The following is a 14,207-nucleotide window of genomic DNA, read 5'->3' on the forward strand; positions in this document are numbered from 1 at the left end:
CATCAGGTGTCCTTCTCGCGTCAAGATGCGGCGCTTACAGGAACATTAACATTCCTGATTCTTCTTATTGCTTCGGCAATGCGAACGAGCTCTTCAACGAAACAGTTAAGTTGAATACCGGCTTACCAGGAACGGAATACTTCGGATCAACATTGAAGTAGCCATGACGGAAGAATTGGAACTTGTCATGCGGCTCCACATCCTTCATATTCGGTTCGATGAAGCCTTGTTCTACAACAAGCGAGTTCGGATTAATGCGCTCCAGGAAGGTAGCGGATTCGTCCTCATCCTCTTGCTCGTCAAGAATAAGCGGCTCGTACAAGCGGAACTCAGCAGGAACAGCATGTGTAGCATCTACCCAATGGAGCGTTCCCTTTACTTTGCGGCCTGTAAACCCGCTTCCGCTCTTCGTTTCAGGATCGTACGTGCAATGGATTTCCACTACATTTCCGTTTTCGTCCTTCACGAAGTCATTGCACTTGATGAAGTAAGCATGCTTCAAGCGTACCTCATTGCCTGGGAACAGGCGGAAGTACTTGCTTGGCGGATTCTCCATGAAATCATCTTGCTCAATGTAAATTTCACGCGAGAACGGAATTTGGCGAACGCCCATTTCCGGATTCTCTGGATTTACTTCTGCATCCAGCCATTCTGCTTGTCCTTCCGGATAGTTCGTAATAACGACCTTCAGCGGCTTCAATACACCCATAGTCCGTGGCGCCTTCAGCTTCAAATCCTCACGCAGGAAGTGCTCCAAATATTTAAAATCAATCACACCGCTCGATTTCGTTACACCAATCTCTCGGCAGAACGTACGGATAGACTCTGGTGTAAACCCGCGACGGCGAAGACCGGATACTGTAGGCATGCGCGGATCGTCCCAGCCGTCCACAACATTCTCGTCTACGAGCAGCTTCAGCTTCCGCTTGCTCATGACCGTATTCGTCAGATTCAGACGCCCGAATTCATATTGATGCGGTGTTTTTTCCATCTCGCTTTGCTCAACGACCCAGTCATACAATGGACGCTGATCTTCAAACTCAACTGTGCAGATGGAATGTGTTACACCCTCAATGGCATCCTCAAGCGGATGCGCGAAAGCGTACATCGGATAGATGCACCATGCATCGCCTGTATTGTGATGTGATGCATGAGCGATACGGTAAATGACCGGATCACGCAAGTTAATGTTCGGTGATGCCATATCGATTTTGGCGCGAAGTACTTTTTCCCCGTTGCCGAATTCGCCATTGCGCATACGAGCAAACAAGTCCAGATTTTCCTCAATTGAGCGATCACGATAAGGACTGTTTTGTCCAGGCTCAGTAAGCGTTCCGCGCGTCTCACGGATTTGATCCGCGGACAGGTCGTCAACGTAAGCCAGACCTTTTTTAATCAGTAATACGGCACGATTGTACATTTCTTCGAAGTAGTCGGACGCAAAATAGAGTCCGTCCCACTTAAAGCCGAGCCACTCTACATCCTCTTTAATCGACTCGACGTATTCCGTATCTTCCTTTAGCGGGTTCGTATCATCGAATCGCAGATGCGCACGACCCTTGAACTCACGCGCAAGCTCAAAGTTCAAGCATATCGACTTCGCATGTCCGATATGCAAATAGCCGTTCGGCTCAGGCGGAAAGCGTGTAACGATATTGTCTACGCGGCCTTCCTGTAAATCATCCACAATAATATTGCGGATAAAGTTGGAACTATGATTCGGATTGTCCACCAGTCATCAACCTTTCTTTGCCCTAACACACTTTGTTTATAAATATACCCGTATCGTCAAGCGAGTTCAACACCGATTGTCCACTTACAACGTACTGCACGTGCGCAATGAACCGCCGACATTCCCTGATCCAGACGCTTCTTCTATACCAGAAGATCGAACAGCGTCTTATCCTTGTTCACTTCAATGTATTGGATACCCCTTTTGTTCATCCTTTCCACAAGCGGCTCGTAATCTTCCTTATACTTCAGCTCAATACCGACAAGCGCAGATCCATTATCTTTGTTATGCTTTTTATTATATTCGAATCGGGTAATATCATCGTTCGGTCCCAGCACGTCTTGCAGGAACTCCCGAAGGGCGCCTGCCCGCTGCGGGAAGTTGACTGTGAAGTAATATTTCAAGCCTTCATAAATGAGCGAACGCTCTTTTATTTCCTGCATCCGATCAATATCATTATTGCCGCCGCTGATGACACATACGATCGTTTTGCCGCGAATCTGATCCCGATACAAATCAAGTGCCGCGATCGGGAGAGAACCAGCAGGCTCGACTACAATTGCATTTTCATTATACAACTGAAGAATCGTTGTACATGTCTTGCCCTCTGGCACCTGAATGACATCATCCAGTAAATTGGAGCAAATGTCATAAGGAAGCTGACCGACGCGCTTTACTGCCGCACCATCGACAAACTTGTCGATCGACTCCAGCGTGAGCACTTCCTTGCGTTCAAGCGCTGCCGTCATCGACGCGGCTCCTTCTGGCTCTACGCCTACAATGCGAGTCGATGGGCTGACGGTCTTCACATAAGTGCTTACGCCTGCCGCCAATCCACCGCCGCCAATTGTGACGAATACATAGTCTGCCGCGCCTTTCAATGACTCCATAATCTCCATGCCTACTGTCCCGTTGCCCGCAACGATATAAGGATCATCAAATGGATGGATGAAGGTGCTTCCCTTCTCCTCACAAATGTTCATGGCTGCTTCATATGCATCATCATACGTATCCCCAGTCAGTACAACATTGACGTACGATCCGCCGAATCGCTTCACCTGGGATACCTTCTGACTTGGCGTTGTGCTCGGCATCACGATCGTGCCCTGAATTTGTAGCGTTTGGCAGGAATAGGCCACGCCTTGTGCGTGGTTGCCTGCACTTGCGCAGACGATGCCGCGCTCAAGCTCCTCATCTGTCAGATGGCGAATCATGTTGTAGGCACCGCGAATCTTGAATGAGCGGACAATCTGCAAATCCTCACGCTTCAAATAGACGTTGCAGTCATACTTAGCGGACAATATCGGGTCACGCTGAAGCGGTGTCCGAACGATGACTTCTTTGAGCACGTGATGTGCACGAACGATATGTTCCATAGTAACTGCATGTGCTGCTTGGGTCGTTTCCATTGTCGGTTCCTCGCTTTCGATCGAATATACGTCATTTGTATACCATGATAATGGAAGTTCAAAAAGATCGGTTCCTGTTTCACTTTGTAATCAAAAGTGTTCGGTTTTAAATAACCTATAAAAACAAAAAAACTCATCCCTGGAAAGGGACGAGTTCGATCTCGTGGTACCACCCTTGTTCTGCAGCTGGGCATCACCGAACCATCATTCGAAGGTATCGATTGCACGCTGCTGCAGCGCTTGGCCGCGCATTCATTTATCGCGAATCCGAATAACGGTGGATGGCCGTCCTTGCTTATTTCGCACTTGCGCCATACGTTAAGTTTATCAATGCGCAGATTGGGTTCAGCATGGAATCTCGGAGAGGATATTCGGCCACGCCAGCCATCGACTCGCACCACCCGTCGACTCTCTTAAGACTGCTTCATAGCGTACTCGTTCTCGTCATCAATTGTTAACCTGTCTGGTAACTATTATCCCTTATTATGAACATGCGGCGCACCCGATGTCAATGGGCCGCCGCAGTTGTTCCTAAGTTGTTCCTACTATATCTGTACAAGCAGGACGCTTGTATACCGATCAAGGACGAAAAAGAGATCCAGTATAAATGCTCTCGCCTCTGGGGGAACATTATCCTTCTGTCCCCGTACCCTGTTGAAGATCAGCATTCGAAGAAGACTTGCGCTTCATCAGGATTGGAAGCATAACGAGAATACCCAATATAAACAACACTGTCGCTGCCTCATACATGAATACAATGGAAGTAAGTTGTTTAATTCCTCCGGAAAGTGTCATGGTAAGCACCATAGCCCCCATGAACATCGGACTGAGGATGCCATTTACACGGCCGATGAATTCGCCCTCTGTATTTTGCAGGATCATCGTATTGATCCCAATTTGAATGCAAGGCAAAAACAATCCACTGATGAACTGAGCAACCAGTGTCAGCCACAGCTGCGTCGATAATCCCGCTAACAGCATGCCTCCGCTGCTCATGAACATCCCAACAGCAAGCATATGCTGTGGAAGTAGCTTCTTCGAGATGCCCATTGCAAGCGCACCGCCGATAAGCATCGCAACACCGTTTGCCATTAATAAGTAGCTGAGATGTTCCTTCGGCAATCCTAGACGCTCCGTAACAAGGAACGCTCCCATCGGTTGAATAAGCCCAATGGCTAATCCAGCAAAAGCAAAGCAGCCTCCAAGCGGCTTCAAAATAGAACTTTTCATTACATAGCGGAATCCGGCCGCCAGTTCCTGCATGACATTTAATTGCTTTCGTTCCTCTTTGTCCTCCTCATGATCAGCAGGAAGGAACATAAGCGCTGCTGCAGACAAGATGAAGGCAATCCCTGTCACAATGAGAGATACCTGTATCCCGTAATGTTGAAAAATCGCCGTACCGATCGCCGGTCCAAGCACCATAAACAGCGCCACCATCGTTTGAAATATCGACATGCCCGCCTGGAGCATATCCTTGGGCACGTGCTGCTTGAATAGCTTCATGGAAGAAGGCTGAGAGAATTGAGACAAAATTGCGGAAATAAACGTTGTAAAGAATACGGCATGCCAATCCCCTATTACAATCGTCCACATAACTGCAAATACAGACAGTGCGCTCAGGAAGTCACACCATATCATCGTCCGTTTTGGACGCCAACGGTCTGCAAATGTTCCTCCGATAAAGGAAAAGATAAAGATAGGAGCGAATTCAGCTACTGATACCATTGAAACGGCGAACGGATCTTCATTCGTCATTTCCATTACAAATAACAGTACGGCAAAGTTCCGTACCCATACACCAATTTGCATAAATAAACCTGCAACCATTATGGCTTGTACAAAGCGGTTGCGGAATAGACCAAATACCGACTTACTCTCTTCTGACTGTGCATGTTCAGATTGCACGGCAGTCATATTACATCTCTCCCTCCAAAATAAATAAATCAGGGCTCTTTCTCTCTAATCTAACCATGAACTCCATTAGTGTACGTGAATTAAAAAAAGATCTCAATCGGTTCCTAGACGGATATTTATGGACTTTTCGTAAAACAATTTGTTCAAAAAAAATGCACATTCACGCATAGGAAATGATTGTACGTTGCCATGGTAAAGTGGTAATGTTTTAATTAGTTATCATAATAACGCAAAGTTGAATTGAAGGTGGGCATAAATCATGAATGCAGTATTACTATCATTAGCAATATTATTCGGTTTGAGTATGCTCCGCGTACATGTTGTGCTTGCTATGCTGACAGCTGCTGTGGTAGGCGGATTGACTGGCGGTCTAAGCATTGCACATATGCTCGATGTATTCGGGGAAGGCTTGAAGGACAATGCCGGCATCGCCTTAAGCTACGCCTTGCTAGGTGCATTCGCCGCTGGTTTGACAGAGACAGGACTGCCTGACAAGCTTGTTCGCGGTGCCGTCATCTTAGTACGAGGCAAGGACAGCTCCGTAAATCCGCGTGCCGCTGTACGCTATTTGGTATTGGCCGCCATTGCTATTATCGCCTGTATGTCGCAAAACGCCGTACCTGTTCACATCGCCTTCATTCCGGTGCTGATTCCTCCGCTTCTCGTTCTGTTCGATTCGCTGCGAATCGATCGGCGGGCTGTTGCATGCGCGCTTACCTTCGGTCTCATCACGCCATATATGCTGCTTCCCGTCGGTTTTGGAGCAATCTTTCATGATGTCGTTGCAGGAAATATAACGAAAAACGGTCTTCCCATTGATGCATCCATGCTGCCGCATGCCATGTTCATCCCCGCGATCGGGATGGTGGCAGGACTCATCATTGCAATTGCATTCAGCTATCGTAAGCCGCGTGAATATACAACTGCTGGCAGCGACGATACATTCGCGACGGATTCGCCGGATTCACCAAATATAGAAAATGAATCACCTAATAACGGAACAAGCTTCACAACATGGGCTGGACTTGGTGCCATTGCAGCTATGCTGGCTGTCCAGTTAAGCACTGGCTCCATGATTTATGGGGCTGCATCGGGATTGGTGATTCTCCTCATATCCCGTGTCGTGCCGTGGAGCCGAGCAGATCGAGTACTAACTGACGGCATGCGGTCGATGGCCTATATCGGCTTCGTCATGATGTCAGCTTCTGGCTTCGGCGCCGTTCTGCGCGAGACAGGGCATATCGAGACACTTGTGAAGGCTTCCGTGGAAGCTGTTGGCGACAATCGGGCAATTGCTGCCCTTCTGATGCTGGCAATCGGTCTGCTTGTAACCTTGGGCATCGGCTCATCGTTCTCTACCATTCCGATTATCGCCACCGTATTTGTACCGTTGTGCATTGGATTAGGGTTCAGCCCGCTGGCCACGGTAGCACTTATCGGAACAGCCGGTGCGCTGGGCGATGCCGGATCACCCGCTTCGGACAGCACGCTCGGCCCGACTGCTGGATTGAATGCAGACGGTAAGCACGATCATATCTGGGATACGTGTGTACCTACCTTCCTGCACTATAATGTGCCGCTTCTCATTGCAGGCTTCATCGCCGCGATGGTGTTGTAAGGAGAGCAGTTGCCCATAATACACAGCAAATGCAGTTTTCAAGCTTTCTGTTTCAAGTTAGGGATTGCTTTAAGCCGAATCGACAGATGACTGGCTGGAGCAATCCCTGTTTTGCATGTATAGGGATACTAACCTCACACCCCATAACAACGCTTCGCATTCTCTCGCAGCAACTTCGCTGCTTCCCTCACATCCATGCCCCGCAGCGCTGCCCACTCTAAAGCAACATCGCGAGCCATTGTCGGCAACGTCCGCCGCCCGTCATAAGGCCCCTCGAACGGCCACGGCCCGTCGGTTTCGGTCATCGCCTGTTCAGGCGGATATTGTCTAGCCAATGCGCGAATCTCATCCTCGTAGCAAATATCTGGCGTGAAAGAAATAAAATAACCGTTGCCCGCCATGCGGTCAATCGTCTTGTTATCTCCCTTGAACCAATGGAAGTGCGCCCGCCGCACACTATAGCGTTCAAGCAGATCAACTACAATCGGCGCATCGTCATACACCGCATGGAGTACAATCGGCATGTCCCACGCAGCAGCCCGCTTTACAAATGGTTCAAGCAGCTCTATGTAGGGAGAACGGTCAAATGAACCTCCCCGCTTTAACGCCTCTTCCCGCATATAGTAAGGCAGACCAACCTCGCCAATTGCAGCCATGCTCTCCTTATGACCATCAAGCCAAGCCAGCAGCACTTCCTGCTCCTCATCGCTCGGAAGTGCTTGCTCGGGATGGAATCCGTATGCCGGCAGTACCTTGTTCGGATAACGCTTCGCCCATTGCTCAGTGTGATGGCACGAGGCAAGATTCATAGATACCGCAATGACGTACTCCAAGGATGGATCAGCCAATGCCTCCTCCAACTCAGCAGCAGCGTCGAGCTTGTATCCGTCAACATGGATATGTGCATCTACAACATGAATATCATCATGTCTCATATCACTCATCTCCTTATCTGCCAAAAATGCCGCAGGCGCAACGTCGTAGACGAACCTCCTGCGGCAAATCCCGTTTCATCACTATCGAATTATATTTCCCCGACCTTTAGTTGACTCGCTGCATCATCCGAATGTTCGCCTTGACCTTGGCCTCCCCGGATCATTCGGGCATTGCCCATCAGCGCAATACATACCAGCGCACACACAACTGGAATGAGCGCCCATTGGAACGTCCCGGCGATCGAGTCTGCGAGTGCGGTTGTCAGCCCTTTCGCTACTTCAGGCGGAAGATTGCCCATCTGGCCGCTCATCAGAGTCTCCGGCTTCACATCCATCGCCGCGCCGCCTGGGGGCATAACCTCCTGTAATCGGCTTTGGAACAGATGCGATTGGATCGTGCCGAACAGCGTAATGCCAATTGTCATTCCCAGTGAGCGCGAGAAGGACGCGGTTGAGTTCGCTGCTCCACGCTGATGGAATTCCATGCCGTGCATGGATGACATACTAAGCAAAGAGAAGGAGAAACCTACACCGAGCCCCGTCAGGATCATGTATAGCGTAAGGAGCGTCCGCGGGGTATCTGTTGAAATTGTGCTTAATGCAAACATCCCTCCGATAAAGAAAATACCGGACACGATCATTAAGCTGCGGTAGCTGCGTTTTGCAACCAAAATACCAGCAGCGGAGCTGGTGACAACAGAACCAACCATCATTGGCGTCAAGACGAGACCGCTATCCGAGGCAGAACCTCCATATACCCATTGAACGAACAGTGGGATATATACCGTAGCGATTACGAACGATACCCCATAGAAAAACCCGACACCCTGACTTGCCGCAAATAAGCGGCGCTTGAATAAACTGAACGAAATAATCGGTTCCTGCGCCCGCGTTTCAATGAACAGGAAGGCAATTAAGAACACAAGGAATGTAGCAAATAGACCTAAAATAACTGCCGAATCCCAAGCGTACTCCTTGCCGCCAAGCTCCAGCGCGAACATAAAGCTGACTACTGCCACTACGAGCGTAATGGCTCCGCCCCAGTCAATGCGCTGCTTCTTCGTGGAAGCCTTTTCCTTATAGAATTGCATAATGAACCACAAGGAGATAAGACCAAGCGGCAGGTTGATGTAGAATACCCATTCCCAGCCGATGTAGTCAGTAATGTATGCGCCAAGCAGCGGCCCTGCCACGCTTGATATGCCGAAGACCGCACCAAATAATCCTGTCATCTTGCCCCGTTTCTCAGGCGGGAAAACATCAAAAATAATCGTAAATGCGATCGGCATGACAGCACCGCCGCCAATCCCTTGAATCGCTCGATAAATTGCAAGCTGAATCATACTGTCTGCAGTACCGCACAGCGCACTGCCGAGCAAAAAGACAAGCAGACCGAACACATAGAACCGCTTGCGGCCGTACATGTCAGACAGCTTTCCGAAAATTGGCATACCCGCCATCGTAGCAACCATGTACGCAGAGGTTACCCACACGTAAAAATTGAAGCCGCCCATCTCGCGTACAATCGTCGGCATCGCCGTTGCCACAATCGTATTGTCCATCGCTGCCATCAAAATGCCGAGCAGCAGGCCGGCGACGACCATCCGCAGATTGCTTTCCTTCGTAATCATTCGATTTCATTCCTCCTCAGGACAAACCATCATCTCTATACAAATAGGTACAGACATGCAGTCATCCATGTCTAACGAGATTTAATTATAAGCCTTGCATCTAACTTTTTCCACCAGAAAATGAACAACGGGTCATTCCAGACAATGTGTGTGACTTGCACTATCTGTGCAATAATCAGCCCACTCCAGCTATATCTAATAACTGAGCTTATGAAAACATCCTGACTGAACCAAAAAAGCTGCCCCCCATGAAGGGACAGCTCTATACATTACTTCGTAATTGGCACCGACTGTACACGGCGCAGCAGTTCCGACAACTCCCGCTTCATGTGCACGAATTCGGCTTCAGAAGCAAGTGCCTCCGTCCGCGGCCGGGCGAACGGTACTCTGACCCGCTCCAGTACTCGTGCCGGGCGATTGGATAATACATATATCGTATCCGACAGCAGCAAGGCCTCCTCAATGCTGTGTGTAATGAACAGCACTGAACGGCGGTTCCTCTCCCAGAGTTCAAGCAGCCAGCGCTGCATATCACTGCGCGTTAAGGCATCCAATGCACTGAAAGGTTCATCGAGCAGCATCAGCTCATGCGGGCTCATCATCGCACGCAGGAAGGCTACACGCTGCTGCATGCCGCCTGACAGCTCGTGAGGATATGAGCGTTCATAACCAGCCAAGCCCACATTGCTCAGCCAGCGGCGCGCTTCCGCACGAGACTCCTTCTTCGACCTGCCCGCAATTTCCGGAGCGAGAATGACATTATCCTCTACCGTACGCCAAGGAAACAATGCAGGTTGCTGCGGCATATAGCTAATATGTCCTGTCTGCCCGACAACGTTCTGCCCATGTACAAGAATATCCCCTCCTGATGGGCGAAGCAGTCCGCCAATGAGATGAAATAATGTGCTCTTCCCTGAACCAGACGGGCCGATAATCGAGACGAATTCACCTGGCTGCACATCGATGAAGATATGATCGAGCACGTGAAGCTTCCCGGCACGACCGTCGAAAGACATACTAACATCCCGCAATTCAAGCGCTGCTTGCTCCCGCTCTGGAAGAGGCTCACCCAGTCGCTCCCCTTGAATGCGATCAGACGACTGCTGTTCATTCCTTGTAATCATCATTATGCTCCCCCTTCACCGCTGCTTATCGTCGCGGCGCCAATGAATGAGCAGCCGTTCCATTGCCCACACGAGGCCAAACATGGCTAAGCTCAACAGAATCACAACCGCTATCGCCACGAACATCCGATCTGTACGGTATGCCGCTTTCTGCAGAACCATGTAATAGCCGATCCCCTTGTCTGTCCCCAACCACTCCGAGATAATCGCACTCATGACACTATACGTGCCTGCGATCTTTAAACCAGAGAAGACCGACGGCAGCGCATGCGGGAGCTCCAGCTTCAAGAACAGCTGGGCCCGGCTTGCGCCCGCCATGCGCATGTAATTCACCATCATACGATCCGTCTGCGCAAGACCATCCAGTGTTGCCACACATACCGGGAAAAAGCAAACAAGCGTGATCGTTACAATCTTCGGCATGAGACCGAAACCGAACCAGATCATAAGCAATGGCAATAGCGCAATTGTCGGGATGTTCTGACTGACAATCACCAGCGGATAAATGGCCCGCTTCAGCCATGGCAGCGGATGAAGCGCGCATGCGAGCAGCAGCCCGACTGCTGTTCCGACGCAGAATCCAATTAGGGTCAACTGAACGGTCGCCCACGTATGCATAAGCAGCCCGCCCCCATTGCTGATTGCCTCCTGAAAAATATCAAGCGGGCTGGGCAGCATCCACTTCTCAATGCCCGATACCATGACTCCGACCTGCCATATCGCAAGAAAGAGAACAAAGGCTATAAGCGGAGGCCCTATCTTCGTAAGTCGACTCCTACTCATGGCCGGTATTTCACCGTCAATTCGTCCATCGTAATGCCGGAAGGCTTATACACAATTTTGATTTGGGACAATACATTGTTGCTTCCCATCTCTATCATCGCCTTGTTCATATCCTCAATAATGCGGAATAGCTCGCTAAGCTCGCCTTCCATCGTAGTTTCTAGTGGATTTACTTGATACTTCACGCCTGATGCTTGAATCACTTCGATTGCGCGATCCACATAAGGAATTACGTCTTCCCCATTTTTCGTCTTTGGAACGATCTGAATGCTCACTAAGCTATTCGCCATCTCGATTCTCCTCCTCGATTGCATATCACCATCGGATACATAGAAATTCATATACAGCAAAAGGGCGCCTGCGCGCCCCTTGCCGATTTCTTCGTAACGTTGTGCTTATGAAGCAGGCAAGAAGTCATTCGTAAATGCCTTGTCGACATCGATGCTCTTTTCCATTAATTTGTTCTCTACGAGCCAATTCATGTAATTCGCCCATACTTCGCGCTTCTGCTCACCCCATCGAGGCGCATCGTCCTTATACTTCGGACTCAGCCATTTCTGGCTGGCAATAACCAGATCTTTGTTCAAATCCGGCACAGCCTTAAGCAGCAGATTCGCCGCATCCTCTGGATTGTCGATTGCAAATTGGTAGCCTTTGGACGTTGCTCGCATAAATGCCTTAACCAATTCAGGATCTTCCTTACTTAGCTTCTCGCTTGTGGATAGAACAGGCGTGTAATAGTCTAATTCCTTCGCGTATTGATTCACATACAGCATATCGATTGGCTCACCGCGGAGCTCTGCTTCAATACCTGTCCATGCATAGAAAATCCATGCGAAGTCGATATCCTTCTTCACAGCTGTAAAGTAATCGGCGTTACCCATATTGACACTCTTCAGCTTGCTGTAGTCGCCGCCATCCTTCTCCATAATTGTGTGAATAATCATTTCTTCGACTGGAGAGCCCCAACCGCCATAAGTCTTCCCTTCAAAGCCTTTCGGCGACTTGATGTTCTTGCTCTTCGGCGCAGCAAATCCGGATGTATTATGTTGAATGATCGCTCCAATCGACACGATCGGAACATTTTGTTGTCGAGCCATCGTAATGCCTTCCTGAACACTAACTCCAAATTGCGCTTCTCCCGATGCAATCATCGCATCAGATGCGCCTGTGCTTGGCTGCAAAATCTCGACATTCAGCCCTTCTTCCTCATAGAAGCCTTTCTCCTTAGCTACATATAACCCTGTATGATTCGTATTCGGCGTCCAGTCGAGCACGATCTTCACATCGCGTTTTTCCTTCGCCTTATTCTGATTCGTTCCTTGCTCTTGTGCTGGATTTCCCGATGTCTGGTCTCCTTGTCCCGCTTCTTGTCCTTTGCCGCTGCAAGCAGTAAGCGCAAACGTCATCATAATGATGAGCGCCAGCATCAATCCTCGTTCCAAGCGTGTGCGTTGCATATGATGAATCCCCCTTCTCTTGCCCCGCTCTAGTAGAGAGTCGGTATGAAATCATAAGATGCTTCGATAACGCCTGCCGCATTCACCAGTTGGACGATCCGCTCGATCGTATATGTATGGATGAGCAAGTTCCCGTCCCGCCGTCCTGCAACACGATTCAGATCCACAAAAAAAAGCGCCCCATCTGGGACGCTATGTGTGCCGTTCTGCGCGTATATGCGAAAATGTGCATCATACGATGTCCGCGTCACAGGTATGGCGATATTCATCCATATGTGCAGCATCATGACAATGCTGTCCGAAGCAGCGCACATTCATGCGAAGCTGGCGAATAAGCAATAACCTTTATATAACAATAATGACGCGGTTCAACGTCTTTCCTACGCTGGCATTACCCAGATCAGGTGTAAGGGTCGGTATCTTAATGGGATACAATCTCAGCCGGCCGTATTCCAGCACCCCTAGCGTGCATATGCAGTTATCGAAGCTATCATTTACATGGGTAATTATAGACCTCATCTACCAGAAAGTCCAGTAACAATGATCAGAGAAAGAGCAAAATTCCAATGTGAGTATACCCACAAAATGATGCATAACATAACAACCAAAGAACCTACATTAGCATTAAATTCGTACACCCACATGAAACTTGTCGAAAAAAGTTCCATGTGAAACAAGGTACAATATTCCAATTTTAGAACCTCTGTCATTTGTTCCTGTGTCGTTATAGGCAAGTAACCCAGCGCAGTCTTTGGTGCTGGGCTTAGGTTTAGGGAAGCTTCTGCCTTTCCTTTTCTTCTATACGGATAGAAAATTAAAACCAGTTGTCTCGTTTCGCTTATTGCACTTGCTCCCGCGGTAGATCATCACGAACCGGGAAGCTTCTTGCCCAATATAGAATTGGTGTCGACAACACCGAGATAATAAGTTTAATTACATAAGTGGTAATAAAGATTTGGAACCAGACATCCCAAGGGACAATGCCGGCAAATGCAATCGTACAAAATACGAGCGAATCCGCCATTTGGCTGATGCCGGTGCTCCCGTTGCTTCGAATCCACAGCTGACCTGCCTTCGGATAGCGCTCCTTCACCATGCTGAACAATTTCACATCAAGGAACTGACTAACGAAATAGGCCGTTAAACTTGCCACAACAAGACGCGGCATGAAATCAAATATAGTTGACAGCGACGCTTGTGCCGTATTTGCCATATCAGACGCCTCTGGCGTAAAGCGAAGAGCCATCTGCATAATGATTGTCGTCATAATTAAGGTGAAAAATCCAAACCATACTGCACGCTTCGCTTCCTTGCGACCGAACTTCTCGTTTAGCAAATCCGACGTCATAAACAGTGTTGCATTCGCTGTATTGCCCAGTGTCATCACAACACCGAACATCTCTATTGTTTTGCCGACTTGAATATTGGCGATAACTGTCATTACACCAATCCAAGCATAGAGCCCCGACTTGCCGAATGCACGATAACAAATTAGGAAAAAGGCAAAGTTCGCGAGGATGAACAAAATGCCCCAAGTAAAGTTGAACATAATTTATGAAATTCCTCCTAGTTTTGATTACGCGGGATGGTTACGAACC

At 48.9% G+C, this 14,207-nt stretch carries 12 protein-coding genes, 1 riboswitch and 1 other annotated feature; of the genes, 1 reads left to right on the forward strand and 11 read right to left on the reverse strand.

The features are described 5' to 3' along the window. Positions 1 to 64 precede the first annotated feature (64 nt). From ACQ5BJ_RS17725 to ACQ5BJ_RS17735, 3 genes are all read right to left on the reverse strand, one after another. Positions 65 to 1,732, reverse strand: coding sequence for a glutamine--tRNA ligase/YqeY domain fusion protein (locus ACQ5BJ_RS17725; protein WP_430111751.1), 1,668 nt, complete (start codon positions 1,730 to 1,732; stop codon positions 65 to 67). Between the two features lie 143 nt (positions 1,733 to 1,875). Beyond that, positions 1,876 to 3,141 (reverse strand): threonine ammonia-lyase IlvA, encoded by a 1,266-nt coding sequence (gene ilvA / locus ACQ5BJ_RS17730; protein ID WP_430111753.1) that lies wholly within the window; start codon positions 3,139 to 3,141, stop codon positions 1,876 to 1,878. A 142-nt stretch (positions 3,142 to 3,283) separates the two neighbouring features. Then, positions 3,284 to 3,598, reverse strand: a binding site (T-box leader). A 173-nt stretch (positions 3,599 to 3,771) separates the two neighbouring features. Beyond that, positions 3,772 to 5,058 carry an MFS transporter gene (locus ACQ5BJ_RS17735; protein ID WP_430111755.1) on the reverse strand — a complete coding sequence of 429 codons (1,287 nt, stop codon included), beginning with the start codon at positions 5,056 to 5,058 and terminating at the stop codon, positions 3,772 to 3,774. A 259-nt stretch (positions 5,059 to 5,317) separates the two neighbouring features. Here ACQ5BJ_RS17735 and ACQ5BJ_RS17740 point away from each other — a divergent pair, with 259 nt between their 5' ends. After that, positions 5,318 to 6,676, forward strand: coding sequence for a Na+/H+ antiporter family protein (locus ACQ5BJ_RS17740; protein WP_005544953.1), 1,359 nt, complete (start codon positions 5,318 to 5,320; stop codon positions 6,674 to 6,676). A 134-nt stretch (positions 6,677 to 6,810) separates the two neighbouring features. On the opposite strand, the gene ACQ5BJ_RS17745 is transcribed toward ACQ5BJ_RS17740, so the two are convergent. The 8 genes from ACQ5BJ_RS17745 to ACQ5BJ_RS17780 form a co-directional block, all read right to left on the reverse strand. Then, a complete protein-coding gene (locus tag ACQ5BJ_RS17745) occupies positions 6,811 to 7,611 on the reverse strand; it encodes a TatD family hydrolase (protein WP_005544955.1) in 801 nt (266 codons plus the stop codon). 89 nt (positions 7,612 to 7,700) lie between these two features. Then, the gene (locus ACQ5BJ_RS17750) at positions 7,701 to 9,242 is read right to left on the reverse strand and encodes an MDR family MFS transporter (protein ID WP_005544957.1); all 1,542 of its coding nucleotides are present in this window, start codon (positions 9,240 to 9,242) and stop codon (positions 7,701 to 7,703) included. Between the two features lie 269 nt (positions 9,243 to 9,511). Next, positions 9,512 to 10,366, reverse strand: a complete 855-nt coding sequence (locus ACQ5BJ_RS17755) for an ABC transporter ATP-binding protein (protein WP_005544959.1) — start codon at positions 10,364 to 10,366, stop codon at positions 9,512 to 9,514. A 15-nt stretch (positions 10,367 to 10,381) separates the two neighbouring features. Then, positions 10,382 to 11,149, reverse strand: a complete 768-nt coding sequence (locus ACQ5BJ_RS17760) for an ABC transporter permease (protein ID WP_005544962.1) — start codon at positions 11,147 to 11,149, stop codon at positions 10,382 to 10,384. Continuing rightward, the gene (locus ACQ5BJ_RS17765; protein ID WP_005544963.1) at positions 11,146 to 11,439 is read right to left on the reverse strand and encodes a thiamine-binding protein; all 294 of its coding nucleotides are present in this window, start codon (positions 11,437 to 11,439) and stop codon (positions 11,146 to 11,148) included. Before ACQ5BJ_RS17765 ends, ACQ5BJ_RS17760 begins: the two co-directional genes overlap by 4 nt. A gap of 105 nt (positions 11,440 to 11,544) precedes the next feature. Further along, positions 11,545 to 12,609, reverse strand: a complete 1,065-nt coding sequence (locus ACQ5BJ_RS17770) for an ABC transporter substrate-binding protein (protein ID WP_005544965.1) — start codon at positions 12,607 to 12,609, stop codon at positions 11,545 to 11,547. Between the two features lie 29 nt (positions 12,610 to 12,638). Further along, the gene (locus tag ACQ5BJ_RS17775) at positions 12,639 to 12,896 is read right to left on the reverse strand and encodes a hypothetical protein (RefSeq protein WP_262866491.1); all 258 of its coding nucleotides are present in this window, start codon (positions 12,894 to 12,896) and stop codon (positions 12,639 to 12,641) included. 72 nt (positions 12,897 to 12,968) lie between these two features. Further along, positions 12,969 to 13,082: riboswitch (TPP riboswitch) on the reverse strand. 365 nt (positions 13,083 to 13,447) lie between these two features. Further along, on the reverse strand, positions 13,448 to 14,158 hold the full coding sequence (locus ACQ5BJ_RS17780) for a queuosine precursor transporter (RefSeq protein ID WP_005544966.1): 711 nt from the start codon (positions 14,156 to 14,158) through the stop codon (positions 13,448 to 13,450). Between the last annotated feature and the right edge of the window lie 49 nt (positions 14,159 to 14,207).

This window comes from Paenibacillus sp. B1-35 (assembly GCF_050474385.1).
GTDB lineage: Bacteria > Bacillota > Bacilli > Paenibacillales > Paenibacillaceae > Paenibacillus_B > Paenibacillus_B alvei.

Excerpts from the sequence above, each read along its gene's own strand:
- ilvA (WP_430111753.1), bottom strand. The coding sequence starts at position 3,141 with ATGGAAACGACCCAAGCAGCACATGCAGTTACTATGGAACATATCGTT.
- ACQ5BJ_RS17735 (WP_430111755.1), bottom strand. The coding sequence starts at position 5,058 with ATGACTGCCGTGCAATCTGAACATGCACAGTCAGAAGAGAGTAAGTCG.
- ACQ5BJ_RS17740 (WP_005544953.1), top strand. The coding sequence starts at position 5,318 with ATGAATGCAGTATTACTATCATTAGCAATATTATTCGGTTTGAGTATG.
- ACQ5BJ_RS17745 (WP_005544955.1), bottom strand. The coding sequence starts at position 7,611 with ATGAGACATGATGATATTCATGTTGTAGATGCACATATCCATGTTGAC.
- ACQ5BJ_RS17750 (WP_005544957.1), bottom strand. The coding sequence starts at position 9,242 with ATGATTACGAAGGAAAGCAATCTGCGGATGGTCGTCGCCGGCCTGCTG.
- ACQ5BJ_RS17755 (WP_005544959.1), bottom strand. The coding sequence starts at position 10,366 with ATGATTACAAGGAATGAACAGCAGTCGTCTGATCGCATTCAAGGGGAG.
- ACQ5BJ_RS17760 (WP_005544962.1), bottom strand. The coding sequence starts at position 11,149 with ATGAGTAGGAGTCGACTTACGAAGATAGGGCCTCCGCTTATAGCCTTT.
- ACQ5BJ_RS17765 (WP_005544963.1), bottom strand. The coding sequence starts at position 11,439 with ATGGCGAATAGCTTAGTGAGCATTCAGATCGTTCCAAAGACGAAAAAT.
- ACQ5BJ_RS17770 (WP_005544965.1), bottom strand. The coding sequence starts at position 12,609 with ATGCAACGCACACGCTTGGAACGAGGATTGATGCTGGCGCTCATCATT.
- ACQ5BJ_RS17775 (WP_262866491.1), bottom strand. The coding sequence starts at position 12,896 with ATGATGCTGCACATATGGATGAATATCGCCATACCTGTGACGCGGACA.
- ACQ5BJ_RS17780 (WP_005544966.1), bottom strand. The coding sequence starts at position 14,158 with ATGTTCAACTTTACTTGGGGCATTTTGTTCATCCTCGCGAACTTTGCC.